Source organism: Streptomyces sp. NPDC101166 (assembly GCF_044768125.1).
Taxonomy (GTDB): Bacteria; Actinomycetota; Actinomycetes; order Streptomycetales; family Streptomycetaceae; genus Streptomyces.
Genome location: NZ_JBIWPF010000003.1, coordinates 343269 through 365932, shown reverse-complemented (window position 1 = coordinate 365932; position 22664 = coordinate 343269). Strand labels below are relative to the sequence as shown.

Sequence of the window (22664 nt, the reverse complement as noted above, 5' to 3'; positions counted from 1 at the left end):
ACCCGCCACCGCACTGCAGCGGACCTGTGACGCATGCCATGAGCGCGGACCTGCCCCGGAGCCGCAGCCCGACGCTCCGCCCGGGCGGAGCGATCAGAACGCGGGACGCTCCGGATCCAGCACGGCCAAGCCCTCCGCGGGAGAAGACGCCGTGGCGAAGTACCGCCGGGGAATCCGCCCCGCCAGCCGGGCCAGCCGGCCCGCCTCCACCCCCGCCCGCATCGCGCGGGCCATCCGCTCGGGATCCGCCGCCCGCGTCACCGCCGACGCCAGCATCACCCCCGCACACCCCAGCTCCATCGCCAGCGCCACATCCGACGCCGTACCGGCCCCCGCGTCCAGAATCACCGGCACACGCGCGTGCTCGACGATCAGCTGGAAGTTGTGCGGGTTGCGGATCCCGAGCCCGGACCCGATCGGCGAGCCCAGCGGCATCACCGCGGCGCACCCCACGTCCTCCAGCTTCCGCGCCAGCACCGGATCGTCGTTGGTGTACGGCAGCACCGTGAACCCGTCGTCGACGAGCGTCTCCGCCGCGTCGAGCAGCTCCACCGGATCCGGCAGCAGCGTCCGCTCGTCCGCGATGACCTCCAGCTTCACCAGGTCCGTCCCCAGCGCCTCCCGCGCCAGCCGCGCCGTCAGCACCGCCTCCCCGGCCGTGTAGCAGCCCGCCGTGTTCGGCAGCACCCGTATCCCGAGCCGGTCGAGCACCGACAGCACCGACCCGTGCACCGAAGGGTCCACCCGGCGCATCGCGACCGTCGTCAGCCCGGTCCCGGACGCGACCAGCGCCCGCTCCAGCACCTCCAGGCTGGGCGCGCCGCCCGTGCCCATGATCAGGCGGGACGACAGCGTCGTGCCGCCGAGGACGAGGGGATCGTCGGTCATGGTTCAGCCTCCCTGGACGGCCGTGAGGACTTCCACCCGGTCCCCCTCGGCGAGGGCCGTGGCGGCCCACCGCGCGCGCGGGACGACGGTCTCGTTCAGCGCGGCCGCCACCCCGGAGGGCGCCGCCGTCAGGGACCGTACGATGGCGTCGAGCGCGGTGCCGGCGGCGACGTCCCGCCGCTCGCCGTTGACGTGGATGTTCATGCGGGCTGCTCCGAGAGTGCGGCGGCGCCGAAGCGCCGGGGTGTGAACGGGCGGGCCATGTCGGGCAGTTCGCCCGTGGTCAGGACATGCGCCAGCACGTCCCCGGTCACCGGGGTGAGCAGCACGCCGTTGCGGTGGTGACCGGTGGCCAGCAGCAGCCCGTCCAGACCGCTCGGCCCGAGCAGCGGCGCGTTGTCCGGCGACGCGGGACGCAGCCCCGCGCGCGTCTCCGTCAGCGGCAGTTCACTGATCCCGGGGATCAGCTCATGGGCGTCGCGCAGCAGCTCGTAGACGCCGCCCGCCGTCACCGTCGTGTCCCAGCCCAGCTCCTCGCTCGTCGCGCCGACGACCAGCTCGCCGTTCTCCCGCGGCACCAGGTAGACGTCGCTGCCGCGCACCACGGCCCGCACCGTGCGGCTCAGGAACGGCGCGTACCGGGGCGGCACGGCCAGCCGCAGCACCTGCCCCTTCACCGGCCGCACCGGCGGCAGCAGCTCCCGCGGCACCCCCGCGAGCCGCCCGCTCAGGCTCCCGCCCGCGAGCACCACCTGCCCCGCCTTCAGCGCCGTCCCGTCGTCCGTGACGACCCCGTCGGCCCGGCCGCCCCCCACCGACCCCACGGACAGCCGCTCGGCCCAGCGGCGGTGGAAGACCACGCCCGCCCGCTCGCACGCGACCACCAGCGCACCCGCCAGCCGCCGCGGATCGATCTGGTGGTCGCCGTCCACGCGCAGCCCGCCGCGCACGCCCGGCGCGAGCATCGGCTCCAGTCGCCGGCACTCCCGCCCCGACAGCCACTGTGACGTGAGCCCCGACTGCTGCTGCAGGGTGTGCAGTTCACGCAGATGGGCCCGGTCGTCGGCGTCCAGCGCCACCGCGAGGGTGCCCGAGCGCCGGTAGCCGAGGTCGTGACCGGTGAGGTCGCTCAGCTCGGCCGCGAACTCCGGGTAGCGGCGCGCCGATTCCACGTTCAGGCCGAGCAGCGTCTGCTCGCCGTGGTGCAGTTCGGTGACGGCGGCCAGCATCCCGGCGGCCACCCGCGCGGCCCCGCCGCCCGGCTCGGGATCCACCACCGCGGTCACCAGACCGCGCTGCGCGGCCCGCCACGCCGTGACCAGGCCGATGATTCCGCCCCCGACGACGAGGACGTCTGACGTACGTGCGGACATGGGCGTCCAGCCCCTCCCTTCGCCGGCATGACCCGGATCAGGTTCGTACGGTCGGAGGCCGCCAGCCTCCCTCTCAGCCCGGTGCGTCCGGGCTCCCGCGAGTGCTCTAGGTTGGCCACCCTAGCCCGGCCTCGTATGTCTCAGTAAGGGAGTCCCACCCCGTGCCGCCCTCGCTCGACGGTCTCGTCCTCGCCCCCGTCGCCGACCAGGCCCCCGGCCAGGTCGGCACCCGCACCCGCTTCTCGTACCACGAGCGCGACGGTGTGATCTGGGCGGACTACGCGGGCGGCGACGTCGTGAGAGGGCATCTGGTGGGTACCCGTATCGGGGACCGGCTCGACTTCCGGTACGTACAGCTCAAGCACGACGGGACGACGTCCTCGGGGCACTGCGTGTCGACGGTGGTGGAGCTGGCCGACGGCCGGGTCCGCCTCGACGAGACATGGGAGTGGGAGTCGCAGCCCGGCAGCGGGACGAGCGTTGTGGAGCAGGTCACGGAGCACGACGGCTGACTGACAATCCGTCAGTTGTCTAAGGTGATCAGGTGAGCGAGCAGAGACGGGACGAAGTCGGTACGGCCGGGCGGCGCGTGGTCGTCGTCGGCGCGGGCATGGCCGGGGTGCAGACCGCGGTCGCCCTGCGCGAGCAGGGCTTCGACGGGACGGTGACGCTGATCGGCGCCGAACCCCATCAACCCTACGACCGGCCGCCGCTGTCCAAGGCGGTCCTGCTCGGCAAGGCCGAGGGCTCCGCCTTCGACGTCGACTTCGACGGCCTCGGCATCGGCCTGCGGCTCGGCAGCGAGGCGCTCGGCCTGCGCCCCGCCGAGCACGTCCTGGACACCGAGGCCGGCCCGGTCCCCTACGACGTCCTGGTCCTCGCCACCGGCGCCGAACCGATCCGGCTGCCCGGCGCGGAGGGCGTGCCCGGCGTCCATCTGCTGCGCACCCTGGACGACGCCGAACGGCTGCGGCCCGTCCTCGCCCGGCAACACGACGTCGTGGTCGTCGGCGCCGGCTGGATCGGCGCGGAGTTCGCCACCGCCGCCCGCGACGCCGGCTGCGCCGTCACCGTCGTCGAGGCCGCCGACCGGCCGCTCGCGGGCGCCCTGCCCGCCGAGGTCGCCGCCCCGATGGCCGGCTGGTACGCCGACAGCGGCGCCGAACTGCGCACCCGCGCACGCGTGGAGCGCGTCGAACCCGGCGAGGTCGTCCTCGACGACGGATCGCGGCTGCCCGCCGGCGCCGTCGTGGTCGGCATCGGCGCCCGCCCCGCCACCGCCTGGCTGGCCGGTTCCGGCATCGAGCTCGGCGCGCACGGCGAGGTCCTCGCCGACGCCCATCTGCGCACCAGCGTGCCGGACGTGTACGCGGTCGGCGACTGCGCCTCCTTCCCCTCGGCGCGCTACGGCGAACGGCTCCTCGTCCACCACTGGGACAACGCCCTCCAGGGCCCGCGCACGGTCGCCGCCAACATCCTCGGCGAGCCCACCGGGGAGCCCCTGGAGGCCTACGACCCGGTGCCGTACTTCTGGTCCGAGCAGTTCGGCCGCTTCGTCCAGTACGCAGGCCACCACGGCGCCGCCGACCGCATGGTGTGGCGCGGCGACCCGGCGGGACCGGCCTGGAGCGTGTGCTGGCTGCGCGACGAGCACCTGGTCGCCCTTCTGGCCGTGGGCCGCCCTCGGGATCTGGCACAGGGCAGGCGGCTGATCGAGGCGGGCAGCCGCATGGACGCGGGCGTGCTGGCGGACCCGTCCCGTCCGCTGAAGAACGCGATTGCCTGATCTTCCCGGGAGCGCCGCGCTCGGGCGGGGGGAGCCATCGCGGCCACCCGGCCCGAGCGCCTACCCTTGACCCCGTGACCGAGATTGACGCAAAGATCGATGCTCTCGTCCCCGCCTGGCTCACCCTGCCCGACATCGCAGAGATGCTCGACGTCGAGGTGACACGTGTGCGGCAGCTGGTCAAGGAGGGCCAGCTCATCGCCGTGCGCCGCGGCGAGAACCGCGCGCTGCACGTGCCCGCCGCCTTCATCGACGGGGACAAGGTCGTCAAGGGCCTGGTGGGCACCCTGACGCTGCTGCGGGACGACGGCTTCACGGACGAAGAGATGCTGGAGTGGCTCTTCACCCCCGACGACAGCCTGCCCGGTACGCCGGCCCAGGCCCTGAGCGAGAATCGCGGCACGGAGGTGAAGCGCCGCGCCCAGGCGCTCGCCGTCTGAGGAGCTCGTTCCGGACGACCATCCGGCCTGCGGGGGCTTTCGGGCCCCCGCAGGCCGCCGCCCACGGGGGACCCACGCATGACCGACACCGCCCGCGCCCGCCTCGCCGACGCCCGTCTGTACCTGTGCACGGACGCCCGCAAGCGCCAGGGCGACCTCCCGGAGTTCCTGGACGCGGTCCTCGCCGCCGGCGTCGACATCGTCCAGCTGCGGGACAAGGGGATGGAGGCGGCGGAGGAGCTGGAGCACCTGAAGGTGTTCGCCGACGCGTGCGCCCGGCACGGCAGGCTGCTGGCGGTCAACGACCGCGCGGACGTCGCCCACGCCGCGGGCGCCGACGTCCTCCACCTCGGCCAGGGCGACCTGCCGGTCCCCGCGGCCCGGGCGATCCTCGGCGACGACGTGCTCGTCGGCCGCTCCACGCACGCCGAGGCGGAGGCCGGGGCAGCCGCCCTCCAGGACGGCGTGGACTACTTCTGCACCGGCCCGTGCTGGCCCACCCCCACGAAGCCCGGCCGCCACGCCCCCGGCCTCGACCTGGTGCGCCACACGGCCGCCCTCGAGACCGACCGCCCCTGGTTCGCCATCGGCGGCATCGACCTCGCCCGCCTCGACGAGGTGCTGGACGCCGGCGCCCGCCGTGTCGTGGTCGTGCGCGCGATCACGGAGGCGGACGACCCCGGGGCCGCGGCGGCGGAGTTCGCCGAGCGGCTGCGGAAGGTGTGATTTCCGGCCGGTCGATGTCCGACAGTGTCCGGCCGATTGTCCAAGGGGTGGACAGCAGTCCGGCAAATCGGGCAAATTTCCGGGATCTGGTTGGGGTGCCGTCACGCCCTGACTAACCTGCGGGTATGGCCCTCGGAACCGCATCCACCAGGACCGACCGCGCCCGTACCGTGCGCGACATCCTGGCCACCGGCAAGACGACCTACTCGTTCGAGTTCTACGCGCCGAAGACGCCCAAGGGCGAGCGCAGTCTGTGGAACGCCCTCCGCAGGGTCGAGGCGGTCGCCCCGGACTTCGTGTCGGTGACGTACGGCGCCGGCGGCTCCACCCGGGCGACCACGGTCAAGGAGACCCAGCAGATCGTCGTCGACACCACCCTCACCCCGGTCGCGCACCTCACGGCCGTGGACCACTCCGTCGCCGAGCTGCGCAACATCATCGGCCAGTACGCCGACGCCGGGATCCGCAACATGCTCGCCGTGCGCGGCGACCCGCCCGGCGACCCCATGGGGGAGTGGGTGCCGCACCCGAGCGGCCTGACCTACGCCGCCGAACTCGTCCGGCTCATCAAGGAGTCGGGCGACTTCTGCGTCGGTGTCGCCGCGTTCCCCGAGATGCACCCGCGCTCCGCCGACTGGGACAAGGACGTCGCGCACTTCGTCGACAAGTGCCGGGCCGGCGCCGACTACGCCATCACCCAGATGTTCTTCCAGCCCGAGTCCTACCTGCGGCTGCGCGACCGGGTGGCGGCGGCCGGCTGCCCGACCCCGGTGATCCCCGAGATCCTCCCGGTGACGAGTGTGAAGATGCTGGAGAGGCTGCCCCAGCTCAGCAACGCCCACTTCCCGGCCGAGCTGAAAGAGCGCATCCTCACAGCCAAAGACGATCCGGCCGCTGTACGCTCCATTGGCATCGACTTCGCCACGGAGTTCTGCGCTCGGCTTCTCGCCGAGGGAGTGCCCGGACTGCACTTCATCACGCTCAACAACTCCACGGCGACGCTGGAAATCTACGAGAACCTGGGCCTGCACCACCCGCCGCAGGCCTAGACCTGCCGCACCGTGATGCGTCACACTGCGTGCGGCCACTGGGAGAGGGGCGTACATGGGCTGGACGGTCCTCTACATCGCGTTCGGCGTCGTCGCGCTGTGGCTGCTCGGCGAGGTGCTGCTTCAGTACAAGGCGCGGCTGCGCTACCGGCTGCTGGCGTTCGCCGGCTTCCTCGGCGTGGTGCTGGGCGTGCTGATGCCCAACGTCATCGTCATCGGTCTGGGTGCCGCCGCCTTCGCGGTCGGCCAGACCTATGTGACGCTGTCGTTCCGCCGCGGTTTCTCCGCCGGCTGGGCCGTCAGCCGCCCCGGCGCGGAGGCCGTCAAGGGCCGCCGTGGCCGGGCCGAGCGCAAGGACCCCGTCCTGCAGGTCTCCGGCCTGGAGCCGGCCGAGGAGGACGCCGACTCCTACGGCCGGGACGCCGAAGCCCCGTTCAGCGGGGACCGCATGTCCTACGGCGGCGACAAGGACTCCTACGACGACGACCACGACGACGTCTTCACCCCGGCCGCCCGCGGGGCCGCCGGGACCACCGCCGTCTACGAGCCGCAGCCCCTGCCCGACGACACCGGCTCCTACGGCGTGTACAGCGACTCCGCCTACGCGGCCGCCACCCAGCCCCAGGACCAGTACGCGACGGCCGCCCAGAGCGCCGACCAGGGCTACGGCCACGACGGCTACTCCGGGTACGGTCAGCAGCAGTACGGCTACGACTCCGCCGGCGAACAGCAGTACGCCGCCTACTCCGACCCGTACATCGGCACCCAGACCTACGGCTCGGGCTCCTACGACACCGGGTACGGCCAGCAGCAGTACGGTCAGCAGGCCTACGGCCAGGACCAGTACGGCTCCGGCGGCTACGGGGAGACCCCCTCCGGCGGGGTGTGGGTCCCGCAGCAGCGCAGCGACGACTCCCTGGGCGGCGACCTGCCGTCCGACCAGCACTACCCCTACCAGGGCGACGGCCGGCAGCAGGGCAACGGCTACGACGAGCAGCAGTACCGGTACTGACGCCCGCGCGGCCCGCTCACTGCGAGCCCCGGAACTCCGGTCCCTCCACGATCAGTCCGGACACCAGCGCACCCGACATGCCGGCGTGCGGCAGCCCACCGCCCGGGTGCGACCAGCCGCCCACGGTGTACAGGCCCTCCACACCGGTGGAGTTGGACGGATGCAGCAGCCGTCCCCCGGCCGCGGCCAGCGCCGGCGCCGGGACGGCGCCGCCCGCGGCGCCGGTCTCGTCCGCGACGACGGCGGGCGTGCGCACCTCGCGCCACAGGAGGCGGTCCCGCAGTCCGGGGACGGCCCGCCCGGCGGCGTCGATCAACCGCTCCACGGCGTCGGCCGGCACATCCGCCCCCGCGGGGACCACGCAGCTGACGGCGACCGCCTCATGGCCGGAGTCCGGCACCAGGGCCGGGTCGTCGGGCCGCAGCACCGTGACCGTCGGGCTCGCCGGGGCCCCCGGCGCCGTGCCGAAGAGGCTCTCCAGCTCGCCCTCGCGGTCGTCCGTGTGCACCACCGTCCGATGGGCGGCCCCCTCCGGACGCCCGCCCCGCAGAGCCAGCAGCACGGTCAGCCGGCTCGGCAGGCCCGCCTGCGGCGGCACCTCGTCATGGGCGCGCGGGGCGAGCCCGGGAAACCCTCCCGGAGCGAGGACGAAGTCGGCCTCAGCGACCGTGCCTTCTCCGGAGCCGCCGTCGGCCGACTCCACGCCCACCGCCCGGCCGTCCTTCTCCAGCACGCGCGTCACCTCGGCGCCGAAGACGAACTCGACCCGGCGGGCCACGCACCGCTCGTACACCGCGCGGGCCAGCTCCCGCATCCCTCCGCGCACGTACCACATCCCGAACGCGTGCTCCATGTACGGCAGCACGGCCGCGCTCGCCGGGGTGACGCGCGGATCCAGGCCGTACGCGAGCGCGTGGCTCTCCAGCAGCGCGGCGAGGCGGGCGTCGCGCAGCTCCCAGGCGCCGACCTCGGCCAGGGTGCCGGCCCGCCGGGTGCGCAGCAGCCGCTTGTGCGGCACCGAGGGGTAGGGCTCGCGCTCGCCCAGCACCGACCAGTCGGCCCACAGCGGCTCCTCCAGGAGCGGCCGGCGGGTGCGGTCCCAGGCCTCCCGGGCCCGGACGAGGAAGTCGCCCCAGCGCCGGCCGGCCCCCGCCCCGAGCGACTCCTCCAGGGCGGCGACGACTCCCGCGCGTGAGGCGTTCGGCAGGGCGACCTCGGCGCCGTCCGCGAACACATGGCGTGCCGACGGGTCGACCTGCACCAGCTCGACGCGGTCCTCCAGGGGTTCCTTGCCGGTCTTGACGAACAGGTCGCGCCAGACCGCGGGCAGCGGCAGCAGGCCGGGCCCGGTGTCGAAGGCGAACCCGTCCCTCTCGAAGCGGCGCACCGCACCGCCGTACGTCTCCGTACGCTCGTACACCACCACCCGGTGACCTGCCACGGCCAGCCGGGCGGCGGCCGCCAACGCGCCCATCCCAGCGCCGATCACCGCAATCCGTGCCATGCCCGCGACTTTATCGGCCGCGACTGACAGTGACGGCCCCGGCCCGTCGTCCACCCGGGACGGGACACGCGCGTCGTCGCCGGGGCGCCGGCTCTCGCACGAAAGCGCCGGTCCGTGGTGGTCACATCCCCCGATGGACCACCGCGCACCGGCGCCTCCTCGTGCTTCCCCCGTTCCCCCGTGTTCCCCCGTTCGGTCGTTCCCCCGGGTCCCCCCGTGCCTCGCTCCCGCCGACCTGGCCGGCGGAAGGAGCGGTCCAGGACCGGCGCCGTTCCGCCGCCCCGTGTCGGCGGTGCCGGTGCCGTGCCCCTTCCCGTGCCTTCACTCTCCCGTTCCCGCGGACCGGCACCCATCCGCGCGCGTACTCATCTCCCCCACTAGGTACGCGTACTCAGCCGTGAGTGCTCATCCCCAGGGCGCACGGGAAAGCGCCTGAGGACCGGTCGCCCTACGGGCGTCCGCTGACCCGTCCCTGGAGCAGCCGGGACAGCGCCGCGTGGACGTCGTCCAGGGAGCGTTCCGGCTGGAAGGACTGCCAGTCCAGCGCGGCCACGAGGACCATGCCGACCAGCGCTGCCGCGGTCAGCTGCACATCGATCTCCTCGCTGAACTCCCCGCCCTCGATGCCCTCCCGCAGCACCCCCTCGACGACGGCCACCGCCTCCTGCCGCACCACCATCAGCGTGGACTGCCACGCCCGGTTGGTGCGCCAGAGTTCGGCCACGTAGAGCTGTGTGAACGCCGGATAGCGGTCGATGAAGACGAGGCCCGCGCGGATCATCGCGTCCAGCGCGTCCACCCGGCTGCCGCCCTCCCGCGCGGTGCGCTCGGCGGCGTCCCGCAGAGAGGCGGTGAGCAGGCCCACCCCGTGCCGCAGCAGCTCCTCGAAGAGGACGGACTTGCTCGCGAAGTTGTAGTAGACCGTGCCCTTGGCGACCCCGGCCCGCTCGGCGATCTCGTCCACCGTGGTGGCGGAGAAGCCCTGCTCGGCGATGAGGGTGACGGCTGCCTCGTAGAGCTTCTGCCGGGTGGCCTCGCGGCGGGTGCGGCCGCCCGGCGTGGTGGTGCTTTCCATGCCCCTGATTGTCACAGGTACCCGGCTCGCGGGAGGGCGGGATCGCGTGCTCACAGGCTCAGCTCCGGGTGCAGCCGGTCCAGCGTCCACACCTGGCGCCGTCGTGCGGACAGCGCGGTCAGCGCGAGGGCGCCCGCGGTGAACACGACGAGCACCACGCACGCGTGCCACACCGGTTCCAGGCCGCCGCCCGTGATGAGCCGGCGCAGCGCGTCCACGACGTGACTCATCGGCAGGTAGGGGTGGATCGCGTTGAAGAAGCCGGGACTGGTCTGCACCGGGTACGTGCCGCCCGCCGACGTCAGCTGGAGCATCAGCAGCGCGAGCACGAGGATGCGGCCGGCCGCGCCGAAGCGTGCGTTGAGCCACTGGATCAGCGCCGCGAAGCACGCCGTCACCAGGAACAGGAAGCCCACCGTCCCGGCGGCCCGCTCCATCCGCAGGCCGACCGCCCAGTGCAGCACCGCCATCAGCGCGGTCGTCTGCAGCACGCCGATCGCCACCACCGGCAGCCAGCCCGCCAGCGCGATCCGCCACGCCGAGGCGCCGGCGGCGAGCGCTCGCCGGTTCATCGGCGCGATCAGCATGTACGCCACCATCGCGCCCACCCACAGGGACAGCGGGATGAAGTACGGGGCGAACCCGGTGCCGTAGTTGGGCGCCTTGTGCAGGTCCTGGCTGGCGAGGCGCACCGGGTCCGCCATGACGGCGGTGCGCGCGTCGCGGGCCGGTTCGTCGTAGTCGGGGATCCGCTCGGCGCCGTCGTGCAGTCCGCCGGCGAGCTTCCCGGAGCCGTCGACCAGCTTGAAGATGCCGCCGTTGAGGTCGTCCGCGCCGGTCTTGAGCTTGCCGACGCCCTTGTCGAGGTTCCCGGCGCCGGTGTCGGCGGCGCCGAGCCCGGTGTGCAGCTTCTTCGCGCCGGCGGCGACCTTCCCGGCCCCCTCGTTCAGCTCGTTGATCCTGGACACGGCGTCGGTGAGGTCCTCGGACAGGCGCGGGGCGCGGTCGGCGAGGGCCTGCGACTGCTTCTGCAGCGTGCCCAGGTTCGCGCGGAGCGTCGTGAGGTCGCCGTTCTGGTCGGCGATGAGCGTGTTGACGTCGTCGGCGATCAACGCGGCGTCGGCGGCCGCGTCCCTGGCCTTCTTCAGGTCGGCGCAGGCGGGGTCGGGCAGCACCGGGGTCTCGCAGCGCGCCGTGTAGACGCCGGCCAGTGTGTCGGCGGCCGTGTGCGCGCCCTTGGCGGCGATCGGCGCGGACTTCACCAGCGTGGCGAGGTGGCCGCTGACCACCTTGGCTGAGTCGGCGACGAGTTGCGCGGTGTCCCCGATGGTCTTCTCGTTCTTCGCGACGTACGGCCCCACCTCGGCGTCGATGCCGTTGACCTTGTCGGCCAGCGTCTGTGTGCCGTCCGCGACCTTGCGTGATCCGTCCGCCAGGTCGCCGGCGCCCTTGTCGAGCTTCGTCAGCGTCTTGGCCAGCTTGTCGCTGCCCGTCTTGGCCTTCTTCAGCCCGTCGGCGAGGTCCTTGGAGCCCTGTTCGGCCTTTCCGATGCCGCCGGTCAGTCTGTCGGCTCCGTCGGCGGCCTCCACGGTCTTGCCGTGGATGTCGGAGAACGAGATGAAGATCTTGTCGAGGAAGGAGCGCGAGGCCTTCGTCGAGGCGGCCGTGCGCACCTCGCTGAAGACCGTCCGTGAGATCTGCCCGACGATGTAGTTGTTCGCGTCGTTCGTGCGGACCTGGAGGGCGCTCGTCTCGGGGGTCTCGCCGGAGCTGGAGGCGATCCGCCGGCTGAAGTCGGCCGGCATGGTCAGCGACAGGTAGTAGGTCCCGTCCTCCACGCCCGCGCGTGCCTGCGCGGCGCTCACCTCGTGCCATTCGAAGGTCGCGCTGTCCCGCAGCCCCTCGGTGATGTCGTCGCCGGCGGCGAGCCTCCTGCCGCCTACGCTCGCCCCCTGGTCGTCGTTGACCAACGCGACGGGGATGCGGTCGAGGCGTCCGTAGGGGTCCCAGAAGGACCACAGGTACAGCGCGCCGTAGAGCAGGGGCAGCAGCAGGAGGGCGACCAGGGCGGCGCGGGGGAGCCGCCCCCGGCCGAAGCGGCGCAGCTCAAGCGCGGCCAGTTTCGGGGAGCGCATCCGCCGAGTCCTCCTTGTCGTCGGTGTCGCGGCCGTCGGTGTCGCGGTCGTCGTCGCGGGCGCCGGCGGGGGCGTCCCCGGCTGTCGCGTCGGTCGTCGTAGCCGTCTCCGCCGCGTCCTCGGCGGCTTCCCCGGCCATTCCGTCTTCCCCGGCTTCCCCGGCTTCCCCGGCTTTCCCCTCGGCGGTGGCGTCCGTGCCGCCCTCCGCCTCGGGAGCCGCGTCCGGTTCCGGGCCCCCCGCCCCGGTCGCGCCGGCTTCGCCGTCCTGGCCGGACGTCGTCACCCTGACCGCGTCCTCGGGGGCGTCGCCGCACACCGCCACGACCGTCGTCCCGCCGGCTGTGAGGGACGCGAACAGGGAGCGGACGTCGGCGCGTTCGGCCTCGGACAGCTTCAGATCGGCGTCGTCCACGCCGAGCAGTCCCGGCCGGCCGACGAGGGCCAGCGCCACCGACAGCCGCAGCGCCTCCAGCCGTTCCAGATCGCGAACGGCCGTCCGCGCGCCCTTGGCCAGCGACTCCACGTCGAGCCCGGCGGCGGCCAGCGCGTCGTCCACGCGCGCGTCCAGCTCGGCGGCCTTCTCCGCGCGCGGGCGCAGCAGTTGTCGCACGGAACCGGAGAACCGCCGCTCCAGCAGCGCCCGTTCGCGCAGGTGTTCGCCGACGGTGAGGGCCGGCTCCAGGTCGGTGACCCCGGCGACATGGGCCAGGGCGCTGACCCGGCGGGCCCCGGCCGCCTGCTTGGGCAGCCGTGCCGTGCCCACCGTCGCCGTGCCCTCCGTGGCCTTCATGCGGCCGGTGAGCGCGAGCAGCAGGCTCGTCCGGCCGGACCCGGACGGCCCCTCGATCACGATCAGCGAGCCCGGCTCCGCCCGGAAGCCGACGCCGCGGAACGCCCACCCGCGTGGCCCGCGGAGCCCGAGGCCGTCGGCTGTGACACCGACTCCGTCCACAGTTCCCCCTGTGTCCCACTAATTGAACTGACTGGTCAGTGCAAAAACTAACGCGAACCTTCGCTCGAAGCAAAAGCCCAGGTCAGAACGGATTGTCAGTGCCATACCCCACGATGGGCACATACGGCACCCCGTATCGGGCCGTGCCGTCACACAGACGACAGGAGGTTCGTCATGGCCAGCCACCCCGCGGCCGCCCACCGGCGCCGCGCCTTCGGCCCTGCCCCCTCACTGACCGGACCGGCGAGCGACGTGCACCCCGTGCTGCGCCGGACCACCGCCCCGCCCGCCGCCCTCGACCTGCTCGCCCAGGCCCGCGCCGGACTGGACGAGGCCGCCGTCCTGGAAACCCCCAACGAGCGCTACGCCATCGCCCACCTGGCCGCCCTGCGCACCGCCGCCGCCGTGCTCGCCGCGCGCGGCCGGCCCGAGACCTCGCCCAAGCGCCGGGCCCGCATCCGGAGCGCATGGGAAGTGCTCCCCGAGATAGCGCCCGAACTCACCGAGTGGAGCGCGCTCTTCGCGTCCGGGGCCCGCCGCCGCGCCCGGGCCGAGGCCGGCATCCCCGGCGCGGCCGGCCGCAGGGACGCCGACGACCTCATACGGGACGTGGCGATGTTCCTCCGCATCGTCGAACGCATGCTGGTCCTCCAGCCGGCCCTGCCCCAGCCCCGCCAGGACGGACCACAGCACCGAGAAGGCACGCCGCCCCGCCCCGGAGCGCAGGGGCGGGGCGCCCCGGGGGAGGGCCGGGACATGCCGGACGCGGGATGAGACGGCGACGCCCCCCGACGCCACGGTGACCAGGTGCGGCGCTGAGGCGATCGCCGCGAGGCAATAGGGTGGAAGGCGCCTGAAGCCTTCCCCCTCGACCGGGGCCGGGAAGGCGCCCCGTTCGCTCCGCCGCGCAAGAGGCGGTGCCGCGCCGAGGAGTCAACTGCCGTGTCGGACCCGATGCGCCCTCCCGCCCCCCACCGCCCCGAGACGACGTCGCTGCGCTCCGACTCCCGCCCCCGCGCCGCTCTCCGTACCGCCGTCGTCTGGGACGTTCTCCAGGAGGCCCTGGACCGCCGGGTCAAGGCCACCGGGCGGGAGTCGCTCGACGTACTGGACACCGGCGGCGGCAGCGGACAGTTCGCCGTGCTCGTGGCCCGGCTCGGGCACCGGGTCACCGTCGTCGACCCCAGCCCCAACGCGCTGTTCGCGCTGGAGCGCCGCGCCGCCGAGGCGGGCGTCGCCGACCGCGTCCGCGGCGTCCAGGGCGACGCGCACGGCCTCTTCGACGTCGTCGAACGCGGCGGCTACGACGCCGTCCTGTGCCACGGCGTCCTGGAGTACGTCGACGACCCCGCCGAGGGCGTCCGCAACGCGGTGGCCGCGCTGCGCTCCGAGGGTGTGCTCAGCCTGCTCGCCGCCGGCCTCGGCGGAGCCGTGCTCGCGCGGGCCCTCGCCGGTCACTTCACGGAGGCCCGCCAGGCGCTCACCGACCCGGCCGGCCGCTGGGGCGAGAGCGACCCCGTGCCGCACCGCTTCACCGCCGGACAGCTCACCGGCCTGGTCGAGGGCGCCGGCCTCGAGGTCGGCGCGGTGCACGGCGTGCGGGTCTTCGCCGACCTCGTGCCCGGCGTGCTCGTGGACACCGAGCCCGGCGCCCTGGAAGCGCTGCTGAAGCTGGAGGAGGCCGCCGCCGGGCTGCCCGCCTTCCACTCCGTGGCGACCCAGCTCCACGTCCTCGGCGAGACCCGAGGGGCGAAGGAGGCCTGAGTCACCGGTGGGGCGGCCGTCAGGCACACGCTGATCAGCGACTTGGCCGCACATGGAGTACGCCACAGGCCCCCCGTTCGGGCGCTGTGCGCCGTATGATCGAGGGAGACCGCCCGGCATGACGGGTCGGCCGCTGGGGAATGGAACCCCCAGCGAGTCCGGGACGCCCATGGCGGGCTCCGGTTGGCCAATTGGCGTAGAGGGGCGGGTTTCACGGGGGCGATTCCCTGCCTATCCTGAAGGGACCCCCCGGGTCGCCCCGGCGACTGCACGATGAGGAGGACTCCGTGCCGCTCTCGGAGCACGAGCAGCGCATGCTCGAGCAGATGGAGCGAGCGCTGTACGCCGAAGATCCCAAGTTCGCGTCGGCGCTCGAGGGAAGCGGGCTGCGTACGTACACCCGGCGGCGGGTCTACCAGGCAGTCGCCGGCTTCCTCGTGGGAATCGCGCTCCTCATGGCCGGTATGGTCGCCAAGCAGGTCTGGCTCAGCGTGGTGGGCTTCCTCGTCATGCTCGGGTGTGCGGTGCTCGCCGTGACCGGCTGGCGCAAGGCCCCCAAGCCGGGCGAACAGCCTGCCGGCGCCGCCGCGCACCCACGCGGTCAGGGACGGCCCAAGCGCTCCATGATGGACCGGATCGAGCAGCGCTGGCAGCGCCGCCGCGACGAGCAGGGCGGACACGGCCACTGAAACCGGCCCCATGCTCCTGACAGCCGGCCGCGCAACGCCGCGCCGACATCGGGACACCGGACAGCGATGAGGGGGCGACCACCCGACAAGGTGGTCGCCCCCTCACTCGTGCCCGGCGAGGGCCCGGGCCCCGCGTCGGCGGCATGATCCGCCGGACAGGACCTACAGGCTCTGGCCCTGCTCTCCCGACGGCCTGCGCAGCAGCGCTGTCAGGCGGGCCGCCCAGGCCGTCCTCAGAGCCGTCCAGCGGTCTGCGAGATCCCAGACGGCCCGGACGGCCGAGCGCGGCGCGAGGATCGCGCGCACCCGGGTGCGCCGCCCGACCCGGGCCCGCAGGGCCGCCCGCACCCCGCGCACCTCGTCGGCCAGCCCGGCCTCGGCCCGTGGCCGGGGCGCGTACAGCACCTGCTCCACCGCGCCCGCCACCCGGTGCACCGACGCGGCCACCGTGTCGTCGAGCTCGCCCAGGCGGACGATCCGCGCGGCCGCCCGCCTGGGCGTCAGCGCGTCGTCCGGCGCGATGCCGTAGTCCCAGGCCGTGTCCGTCAGCTCCCGCCACACCGCCAGGACATGGGCGACGGCCGCCTCCGCGGTCTCCCGCGCCGGCACGTCCAGCAGCACTCCCGGTCCGGGGTCAGCCGCCTGCGGGCCGCCGGCGTCGCCCCGCCCAGGACCGCCGCCGCCCCCGCCCGCGGTCGCGGCGGCACCCGCGGCACCGGTGTGCTGGGCCGACGCCAGCCGCACCGACCGCCGTCTCATCCGCCACAGCATCGGCAGCAGCGCCAGCAACAGCGCCGCGGCCCCCAGCAGGGTCCAGCCCCCGATCTCGTACCACGGCGGTCCGCCGCCGCCCTGCTCGGCCTCGTCGAGCGGCAGCGCGCCGAGGCAGGCCTCGGCCTTCTTGTCCGCCGCCGAGCAACTGGTGCTCGCCGAGGGCTGCGCCGACGGCGCCGCGCTCGCCGACCGGGAGGCCTGCGGCAGCTCGGCGATCGCGTCACCGGAGTTCTCCGGCAGCGTGTACGGGGGAGTCGTGCCCCGCGTCGGGGTCGGCTCGAAGCGGGTCCAGCCCACGCCCTCGAAGTACAGCTCAGGCCACGCGTGCGCGTCCCTGAGGCTCACCGCCACCGAACCGTCCGCCTGCGGGGAGCCCGGCGCGAAGCCCACCGCCACCCGGGCCGGGATGCCCAGCGTCCGGGCCATCGCCGCCATCGCGAACGAGTAGTGCACGCAGAAGCCCCGCTTGTCCCGCAGGAAGCGGGAGATCGCGTCCTTGCCGCTGCCGACCTGCACCTCGGTGTCGTACTCGAAGCCGCCCGTGACCGCGAACCAGTCCTGGAGATCCACCGCCCGCTCGTAGTCGTTGCGCGCGCCCCGGGTGACCTGGAGGGCCGTCTTCGCCACCGACGCCGGCAACGACGACGGCACCTCGGTGTAGTCGTTCCTGACCGAGCCGGCCGCCTCCGGCGCCGAGGCCAGCTGCTTCGCCGTCGGCCGCACCGCCAGGCTGGTGACCTCGTACGTCTTGCCGCGTGTGTTCTGGCCGTGGTCGCCCACCAGGGTCATGCCGACCGGTTCGTACCGCCAGTTCCCGCTGATCTTCACACCGCTCGGCGGATACGGCATCGGCAGCCAGTCCTGGGCGTACCAGTCGGCGGCCCTGATCCGGGTCGTCACCGGGGAGCGCCTGACGTCCGGGCTCAGCCCGGCCGGCGTCGGGAAGTCGTCCGGCACGGCGACGATCTGGCGCTTCGAGGGCTTCCACGTGGTGCCGTCGAAGTCGTCCAGGGAGACGATCCGCAAGTACAGGTCCGAGATGTCGCCGGAGTCGGTGCGCAGGGTCAGGACCGTGCGGTCCTCTTCCTGGTTCAGGCTGTCGCGCAGCGACACCAGCGGGTTGACCGCGGAGATCGTGCCCCCGCTGCCGTTGCCCGCGCCCACCCCGTCGCCCGCGCCGTCCAGCAGCCCGCTCCCGATCGCCGGCAGCGGCAGCAGCGGCACCACCAGCGCCACGCCCAGGGCGACCGCGCCGATACGCCGTCCGGTGCGCAGCGGGGCCACCGGGCCGGACGGCCCGCCGGGCGTGCGCGGCGCGCCGCCGAAGACCCGGCCCCACCGCGAGAGCCGCTCCCGGCTCTCCGCCAGGAGCAGCATCAGATAACCGGCGGCGGCCACCAGGAACCACAGCCAGTCCGCGACCCCGTCCGACAGGCCCGCGGCGACCGAGTACAGCGCCAGCAGCGGCAGGCCCGCCGGGGCGGCGTTGCGGAAGGTCACCGCCAGGGTGTCCACCGCCAGGCCGATCACCAGCACACCGGCGACCATCATCAGCCGGATGCCCTCGGACAGCGGCGCGGGTATCGCGAACCGCCCCACGTCGTCCGCGCCGGCCTGCAGCAGGTGGGCGAAGTGCTGGACGGCCCGCGGGCCGGGGATCAGCCCGGCGACGGCCTGCTCCCGGGCGAAGACCAGGGTCAGCAGCAGCAGCGACACCAGCGCCTGGGCCAGCACGGTCAGCGGCCGGGCCAGCGGCACCCGCCGCGTCGCCGCGCCCACCCCGGACTGGACCGCCAGCAGGAACGCCGCCTGCAGGATCCACGAGACCGGCTCGACCAGGGGCATCATCGCGAGGGAGGCCATAAGCGTGGCCGCCGCAGAGCACAGCGTCAGGCGCGCCCGCCCGCTCAGCATCACGCCTCCCCTCCGCTCGTCCGGCCCGCGGTCACGACACCGGAACGCTCCTGGTCCGCCCGCTGCCACAATTCGGTCAGCGAAGCGCCCCGCGGCACGCTCACGGCCGTCCAGCCCGCCTCGCGCAGCATCCGCAGCCGCTCCTTCGTCCTGTTCATCGTTTCGGGGGCCTCGTTCGGTTCACGCCCCCACGTGTCGTCGTCCAGCAGGAACGCGACCGCGCCCCCGCTGCGCTGGCGCATCTTCCCGGCCACCGCGGCCTGCTCCTCGTCGAGTTCGCCGAAGAAGGCCACCAGCAGCCCCTCGTTGCCGCCGCGCAGGACGTCGTACGCCCGGGACAGGCCCGTGCCGTCGGAGTGGTCGACCACCGCGAGGGTGTCCATCATCAGCCCGGCCGCGTCCGCCGACTCCTGGCTGGCCCCGGCGAAACCGTCGGCGCCCTCGCCGGGCACCGAGGCGCCCGTGTCCGTCAGCAGCCGCACCGAGAAACCCCGTTCCAGCATGTGCACCAGCACCGACGCGCAGCCCGAGACCGCCCACTCGAAGGACGAGTCGGGGCCGGCGCCCCGGAAGGCCGCCCCCCGGGTGTCGAGCAGCACCGTGCAGCGGGACCGCTGGGGCTGCTCCTCGCGGCGCACCATCAGCTCGCCGTAGCGGGCCGTGGAGCGCCAGTGCACGCGGCGCAGATCGTCGCCGTAGCGGTACTCGCGGGGGATCACGTCGTCCTCGCCGGCCAGCGCCAGCGAACGCTGCCGGCCGTCGCCGTACCCCTTGGCCTCGCCGCTCAGCCGGACCGCGGGCAGCGCCTCCACGCGCGGAACGACCGTCAGCGTGTCGAACGTCGAGAAGGAGCGGGTCAGCTCGCACATCCCGAACGGGTCGTTCAGCCGCAGCTGGAGCGGGCCCAGCGGATAACGGCCGCGCAGGTCGGAGCGGACCCGGTAGGACACCTCGCGGCGGCCGCCCGGCTCGACCCGGTCCAGCACGAACCGGGGGCGCGGACCGAGCACGTACGGCACCCGGTCCTGGAGCATCAGCAGGCCCGTGGGCAGCCTGGAGACGTTGTCCATCCGCAGATGGACGCGGGCCTCGCTGCCGGCGGGCACCCGGCCGGGGGAGAGCCGGCGGCTTCCGGCGACCCGGTACCGGGTGCGGTAGACGACGGCGGCGCACACCAGCGGCAGCGCGGCCAGCAGCAGCCCGACCCGCAGCAGGTCGGGCTGTCCGAGGACGTATGCGCAGATCGCGGCGGCGACGCCGGCGGCGAGGAAGGAGCGGCCGCGGGTGGTCAGACCGGCCAGGGCGGTGCGGGCGCCGCCCTTCTCCCCGCGGCCGGTGTCCGCCTGCCCCGTCCCGCCGTGGGCCATCACAGCCCCCGCGGCGGCCGGCCGTACGACTGCACGTCCGCGCCCAGGCCGTAGCCGCGCTGCTGCGGGGCCGCCGGGACGGGAGTGCGCTGCAGGATCTCCTCGACGACCTGCTCCGAGGTGCGCCGGTTCAGCTGCGCCTGCGCGGTGGGCAGCAGACGGTGGGCGAGAACGGCCACGGCGAGGTTCTGCACGTCGTCCGGCAGCGCGTAGTCACGCCCGCTCAGAGCGGCGGAGGCCTTCGCCGCGCGCAGCAGATGCAGCGTCGCGCGTGGCGAGGCCCCGAGTCTGAGGTCGGGGTGCGTGCGGGTGGCGGCGACCAGGTCGACCGCGTACCGCCGGACCGCCTCCGCGACGTGCACCGCGCGGACCGCCTCGATCAGCTTCACTATCTCGTGCGCGTGCGCCACCGGCTGGAGGTCGTCCAGGGGGTTCACCCCGCCGTGGACGTCGAGCATCTGAAGCTCGGCCTCGGGGCTCGGGTAGCCGATGGAGACCCGGGCCATGAAGCGGTCGCGCTGGGCCTCGGGCAGCGGGTAGGTGCCCTCCATCTCGACCGGGTTCTGCGTGGCCACCACCATGAACGGGCTGGGCAGTTCGTAGGACTGCCCGTCGCTGGTGACCTGGCGTTCCTCCATCGACTCCAGCAGCGCCGACTGGGTCTTCGGCGAGGCGCGGTTGATCTCGTCGCCGATCACGATCTGCGCGAAGATCGCCCCCGGCTTGAACTCGAAGACGTGGTGCTGCTGGTCCCAGATGGACACGCCCGTGATGTCCGACGGCAGCAGGTCGGGCGTGAACTGGATACGCCGCACCGAGCAGTCGATCGACCGCGCCAGCGCCTTCGCGAGCATCGTCTTGCCCACGCCGGGGACATCCTCGATCAGAAGATGTCCCTCGGCGAGCAGCACGGTCAGCGAAAGCCGTACGACCTCGGGCTTGCCCTCGATCACCCCTTCCACCGAACTGCGGACACGCTCCACAGTGGCGGTCAGATCAGTGAGGCTCGCTCGATCGTCATAGGTCGTCACCCGGCCCTCCTCGGCCCGTTCTTTCCGGGCCGACGCTTCTGCACGCGCAACGGCCCACCCCGAATACGGACACCACGCGGAAAACGTTCGCGTGACGCCACAACCGCATTCTTGCCGCCGTTACCGTTTCGTGTCACTCGCCTGTGGACAACTGACAGCGGTATGTCAGCTCTCAGGCCTCTTGTGCCGACTCCGGACCGGCTTCCCGCCCGGGGTCGACCTCCCGCAGGAGACCGGTCTTGACGTCGAACACGAACCCGCGGACGTCTTCGGTGTGCAGGAGGAACGGCGAGGTCCGCACCCGCTGCATCGACTGCCGTACGTCCTGGTCGACGTCCCGGAAGGCCTCGACGGCCCAGGACGGACGCTGACCGACCTCCATCTCCAGCTCGGTGCGGAAGTCCTCGGTGATCGCCTCCAGGCCGCAGCCGGTGTGGTGGATGAGGACCACGCTGCGCGTGCCCAGCTTGTGCTGGCTGATGGTGAGCGAGCGGATCACGTCGTCGGTCACCACGCCGCCCGCGTTGCGGATCGTGTGGCAGTCGCCGAGTTCCAGGCCGAGTGCGGCGTGCAGGTCGATACGGGCGTCCATGCAGGCCACCACGGCGACGTGCAGCACGGGCCGGGCGTCCATGCCGGGGTCGGCGAACGCCGCGGCGTACCGCTCGTTCGCCGCGACGAGGCGGTCGGTCACGGTGCCGCCGCCCACGGTGCCGGCGGACTCGACGGGTACGGATGCGGAAGTCGTCATGACTATGACGTTACTGGTCACCACCGTTCCGGTCCTGTGGTGGGGAGGGAAAAAGAGCGTCATCACGCCGCACTTGTGAGGTAAGCCACAAGAGTGAGAGGCGGGCACCCGAACGGGTGATTTCGAGCGGTGCGCCGCTTCACGCGCGCGTGGAGCCGCGACGCGCAGGCCGGTTGATTGACCGCGACACAGGGTGGACTAAAGTGACGCGAAGCGGGAGGCTGCGATCTCCCCGCTGGACTGAATTCCCCGAGAGACCCCGGCGCGGCCGCCGGAGATCTCCCCGCGTGCGCGGCGCGTACGTACGGCTCGGCCTCCTCCCGCTCCCGGTCGGCTGACGCTTCCGGCGCCGGCGGGCCTCCCCTTCTTCGAGCGGGCGGGGACCCGGCGGTGCGTACGGGCCCGCCGGACCTGAGAGGTGCCCACAGTGCAGGGGCGCGAAGCGCATGAGAACAAGGGCGGAGCCGGGCGACGGGAGGGCGAGGCTCGACACGTCCCGGTGATGCTCCAGCGCTGCCTGGACCTGCTGGCCCCCGCCCTGGAACAGCCCGGAGCCGTCGTCGTCGACTGCACCCTCGGCCTCGGCGGCCACAGCGAGGCCCTGCTGACGCGCTTCCCCGAGGCGCGGCTCGTCGCCCTCGACCGGGACAAGGAGGCCCTGCGCCTGTCCGGCGAGCGCCTCGCCCCCTTCGGCGACCGCGCCGATCTCGTGCACGCCGTCTACGACGAACTCCCCGCCGTCCTCGCCCGGCTCGGCATTGCGCGCGTGCAGGGCGTCCTGTTCGACCTCGGCGTGTCCTCCATGCAACTCGACGAGGCCGACCGGGGTTTCGCCTACGCCCAGGACGCCCCGCTCGACATGCGCATGGACCAGTCGGCCGGCGTCAGCGCCGCCGAGGTCCTCAACACCTACCCGGCGGGCGAACTCGTGCGCATCCTGCGGGCGTACGGCGAGGAGAAGCAGGCCAAGCGGATCGTCTCGGCGATCGTCCGCGAACGGGACAAAGAGCCGTTCGCCAACAGCGCGCGCCTGGTCGACCTGATCCGCTCCGCGCTCCCGCAGGCCGCCAAGCGCACCGGCGGCAACCCGGCCAAGCGCACCTTCCAGGCCCTGCGCATCGAGGTCAACGGTGAACTCGCCGTGCTGGAAAGGGCCGTGCCGGCCGCCGTGAAGGCCCTCGACGTCGGCGGCCGGATCGCCGTGCTGTCGTACCACTCGCTCGAGGACCGGCTCGTCAAGCAGGTGCTCACGGCCGGAGCCGCCACCACCGCGCCGCCCGGACTGCCGGTCGTCCCCGAGCGCTACCAGCCCCGGCTCAAGCTGCTCACGCGCGGTGCCGAACTTCCCACCGAGGAAGAGGTCGCCGAGAACCGGCGGGCCGCGCCCGCGCGGCTGCGCGGGGCCGAGCGCATCAGGGAGGACGTCGAATGAGG

At 73.6% G+C, this 22664-nt stretch carries 21 protein-coding genes and 1 riboswitch; of the genes, 10 read left to right on the top strand and 11 right to left on the bottom strand.

The window, feature by feature from the left end; translation table 11 throughout:
• Nucleotides 1–93: 93 nt before the first annotated feature.
• The 3 genes from ACIRS4_RS08490 to thiO all read right to left on the bottom strand — a co-directional run bounded on the left by ACIRS4_RS08490 (nucleotide 94) and on the right by thiO (nucleotide 2261).
• Complete coding sequence (locus ACIRS4_RS08490) at nucleotides 94–888, bottom strand: thiazole synthase (RefSeq protein WP_404191882.1); 795 nt, start codon at nucleotides 886–888, stop codon at nucleotides 94–96.
• A gap of 3 nt (nucleotides 889–891) precedes the next feature.
• A complete protein-coding gene (gene thiS / locus ACIRS4_RS08485) occupies nucleotides 892–1092 on the bottom strand; it encodes a sulfur carrier protein ThiS (RefSeq protein ID WP_404191879.1) in 201 nt (66 codons plus the stop codon).
• The gene (gene thiO, locus ACIRS4_RS08480; protein ID WP_404191876.1) at nucleotides 1089–2261 is read right to left on the bottom strand and encodes a glycine oxidase ThiO; all 1173 of its coding nucleotides are present in this window, start codon (nucleotides 2259–2261) and stop codon (nucleotides 1089–1091) included. Before thiO ends, thiS begins: the two co-directional genes overlap by 4 nt.
• A riboswitch (TPP riboswitch) is annotated at nucleotides 2259–2370 on the bottom strand. It overlaps the preceding gene by 3 nt.
• 52 nt (nucleotides 2371–2422) lie before the next feature.
• On the opposite strand from thiO, the gene ACIRS4_RS08475 reads away from it, so the two are divergent.
• The 6 genes from ACIRS4_RS08475 (at nucleotide 2423) to ACIRS4_RS08450 (ending at nucleotide 7274) form a co-directional block, all read left to right on the top strand.
• The gene (locus ACIRS4_RS08475) at nucleotides 2423–2773 is read left to right on the top strand and encodes a hypothetical protein (RefSeq protein ID WP_404191873.1); all 351 of its coding nucleotides are present in this window, start codon (nucleotides 2423–2425) and stop codon (nucleotides 2771–2773) included.
• A gap of 32 nt (nucleotides 2774–2805) precedes the next feature.
• On the top strand, nucleotides 2806–4047 hold the full coding sequence (locus ACIRS4_RS08470) for an NAD(P)/FAD-dependent oxidoreductase (RefSeq protein WP_404191871.1): 1242 nt from the start codon (nucleotides 2806–2808) through the stop codon (nucleotides 4045–4047).
• A gap of 74 nt (nucleotides 4048–4121) precedes the next feature.
• Entirely contained in the window at nucleotides 4122–4487 is a 366-nt protein-coding gene (locus ACIRS4_RS08465; protein WP_404191868.1) for an Rv2175c family DNA-binding protein, read from the top strand.
• 78 nt (nucleotides 4488–4565) lie between these two features.
• Nucleotides 4566–5213, top strand: coding sequence for a thiamine phosphate synthase (gene thiE / locus ACIRS4_RS08460; protein WP_404191865.1), 648 nt, complete (start codon nucleotides 4566–4568; stop codon nucleotides 5211–5213).
• 125 nt (nucleotides 5214–5338) lie between these two features.
• Nucleotides 5339–6262, top strand: coding sequence for a methylenetetrahydrofolate reductase [NAD(P)H] (gene metF / locus ACIRS4_RS08455; protein WP_404191862.1), 924 nt, complete (start codon nucleotides 5339–5341; stop codon nucleotides 6260–6262).
• Between the two features lie 55 nt (nucleotides 6263–6317).
• Entirely contained in the window at nucleotides 6318–7274 is a 957-nt protein-coding gene (locus ACIRS4_RS08450) for a hypothetical protein (RefSeq protein WP_404191860.1), read from the top strand.
• 16 nt (nucleotides 7275–7290) lie between these two features.
• Here ACIRS4_RS08450 and ACIRS4_RS08445 read toward each other — a convergent pair whose 3' ends face one another.
• From ACIRS4_RS08445 to ACIRS4_RS08430, 4 genes are all read right to left on the bottom strand, one after another.
• Nucleotides 7291–8778: a phytoene desaturase family protein gene (locus tag ACIRS4_RS08445; protein ID WP_404191857.1), complete on the bottom strand. Its 1488-nt coding sequence runs from the start codon at nucleotides 8776–8778 to the stop codon at nucleotides 7291–7293.
• A gap of 448 nt (nucleotides 8779–9226) precedes the next feature.
• Nucleotides 9227–9853, bottom strand: a complete 627-nt coding sequence (locus ACIRS4_RS08440; protein ID WP_404191854.1) for a TetR/AcrR family transcriptional regulator — start codon at nucleotides 9851–9853, stop codon at nucleotides 9227–9229.
• A gap of 50 nt (nucleotides 9854–9903) precedes the next feature.
• A complete protein-coding gene (locus ACIRS4_RS08435; protein WP_404191852.1) occupies nucleotides 9904–11988 on the bottom strand; it encodes a YhgE/Pip family protein in 2085 nt (694 codons plus the stop codon).
• Nucleotides 11960–12940 (bottom strand): ATP-binding cassette domain-containing protein, encoded by a 981-nt coding sequence (locus tag ACIRS4_RS08430; RefSeq protein WP_404191849.1) that lies wholly within the window; start codon nucleotides 12938–12940, stop codon nucleotides 11960–11962. Before ACIRS4_RS08430 ends, ACIRS4_RS08435 begins: the two co-directional genes overlap by 29 nt.
• A gap of 174 nt (nucleotides 12941–13114) precedes the next feature.
• Between ACIRS4_RS08430 and ACIRS4_RS08425 the strand changes: the two genes are divergently transcribed.
• From ACIRS4_RS08425 to ACIRS4_RS08415, 3 genes are all read left to right on the top strand, one after another.
• The gene (locus ACIRS4_RS08425) at nucleotides 13115–13714 is read left to right on the top strand and encodes an SAV_6107 family HEPN domain-containing protein (RefSeq protein ID WP_404191846.1); all 600 of its coding nucleotides are present in this window, start codon (nucleotides 13115–13117) and stop codon (nucleotides 13712–13714) included.
• Nucleotides 13715–13882: 168 nt separating this feature from the next.
• Complete coding sequence (locus tag ACIRS4_RS08420; protein WP_404191843.1) at nucleotides 13883–14704, top strand: methyltransferase; 822 nt, start codon at nucleotides 13883–13885, stop codon at nucleotides 14702–14704.
• Between the two features lie 287 nt (nucleotides 14705–14991).
• A complete protein-coding gene (locus tag ACIRS4_RS08415; RefSeq protein ID WP_130437204.1) occupies nucleotides 14992–15393 on the top strand; it encodes a DUF3040 domain-containing protein in 402 nt (133 codons plus the stop codon).
• A gap of 162 nt (nucleotides 15394–15555) precedes the next feature.
• Here ACIRS4_RS08415 and ACIRS4_RS08410 read toward each other — a convergent pair whose 3' ends face one another.
• From ACIRS4_RS08410 to ACIRS4_RS08395, 4 genes are all read right to left on the bottom strand, one after another.
• The gene (locus ACIRS4_RS08410) at nucleotides 15556–18078 is read right to left on the bottom strand and encodes a DUF3488 and DUF4129 domain-containing transglutaminase family protein (protein ID WP_404192120.1); all 2523 of its coding nucleotides are present in this window, start codon (nucleotides 18076–18078) and stop codon (nucleotides 15556–15558) included.
• 2 nt (nucleotides 18079–18080) lie between these two features.
• Nucleotides 18081–19448 (bottom strand): DUF58 domain-containing protein, encoded by a 1368-nt coding sequence (locus ACIRS4_RS08405; protein WP_404191839.1) that lies wholly within the window; start codon nucleotides 19446–19448, stop codon nucleotides 18081–18083.
• Nucleotides 19448–20479, bottom strand: coding sequence for an AAA family ATPase (locus ACIRS4_RS08400; protein WP_404191836.1), 1032 nt, complete (start codon nucleotides 20477–20479; stop codon nucleotides 19448–19450). Before ACIRS4_RS08400 ends, ACIRS4_RS08405 begins: the two co-directional genes overlap by 1 nt.
• Before the next feature lie 172 nt (nucleotides 20480–20651).
• Nucleotides 20652–21230 carry a beta-class carbonic anhydrase gene (locus tag ACIRS4_RS08395; protein WP_404191833.1) on the bottom strand — a complete coding sequence of 193 codons (579 nt, stop codon included), beginning with the start codon at nucleotides 21228–21230 and terminating at the stop codon, nucleotides 20652–20654.
• Between the two features lie 502 nt (nucleotides 21231–21732).
• Here ACIRS4_RS08395 and rsmH point away from each other — a divergent pair.
• Nucleotides 21733–22662: a 16S rRNA (cytosine(1402)-N(4))-methyltransferase RsmH gene (gene rsmH / locus ACIRS4_RS08390; RefSeq protein WP_404192118.1), complete on the top strand. Its 930-nt coding sequence runs from the start codon at nucleotides 21733–21735 to the stop codon at nucleotides 22660–22662.
• Nucleotides 22663–22664: the final 2 nt, after the last annotated feature.

Coding starts and splice junctions, on each gene's coding strand:
- ACIRS4_RS08490 (WP_404191882.1), bottom strand. CDS start 888: ATGACCGACGATCCCCTCGTCCTCGGCGGCACGACGCTGTCGTCCCGC.
- thiS (WP_404191879.1), bottom strand. CDS start 1,092: ATGAACATCCACGTCAACGGCGAGCGGCGGGACGTCGCCGCCGGCACC.
- thiO (WP_404191876.1), bottom strand. CDS start 2,261: ATGTCCGCACGTACGTCAGACGTCCTCGTCGTCGGGGGCGGAATCATC.
- thiE (WP_404191865.1), top strand. CDS start 4,566: ATGACCGACACCGCCCGCGCCCGCCTCGCCGACGCCCGTCTGTACCTG.
- metF (WP_404191862.1), top strand. CDS start 5,339: ATGGCCCTCGGAACCGCATCCACCAGGACCGACCGCGCCCGTACCGTG.
- ACIRS4_RS08450 (WP_404191860.1), top strand. CDS start 6,318: ATGGGCTGGACGGTCCTCTACATCGCGTTCGGCGTCGTCGCGCTGTGG.
- ACIRS4_RS08445 (WP_404191857.1), bottom strand. CDS start 8,778: ATGGCACGGATTGCGGTGATCGGCGCTGGGATGGGCGCGTTGGCGGCC.
- ACIRS4_RS08440 (WP_404191854.1), bottom strand. CDS start 9,853: ATGGAAAGCACCACCACGCCGGGCGGCCGCACCCGCCGCGAGGCCACC.
- ACIRS4_RS08435 (WP_404191852.1), bottom strand. CDS start 11,988: ATGCGCTCCCCGAAACTGGCCGCGCTTGAGCTGCGCCGCTTCGGCCGG.
- ACIRS4_RS08425 (WP_404191846.1), top strand. CDS start 13,115: ATGGCCAGCCACCCCGCGGCCGCCCACCGGCGCCGCGCCTTCGGCCCT.
- ACIRS4_RS08405 (WP_404191839.1), bottom strand. CDS start 19,448: ATGGCCCACGGCGGGACGGGGCAGGCGGACACCGGCCGCGGGGAGAAG.
- ACIRS4_RS08395 (WP_404191833.1), bottom strand. CDS start 21,230: ATGACGACTTCCGCATCCGTACCCGTCGAGTCCGCCGGCACCGTGGGC.
- rsmH (WP_404192118.1), top strand. CDS start 21,733: ATGCTCCAGCGCTGCCTGGACCTGCTGGCCCCCGCCCTGGAACAGCCC.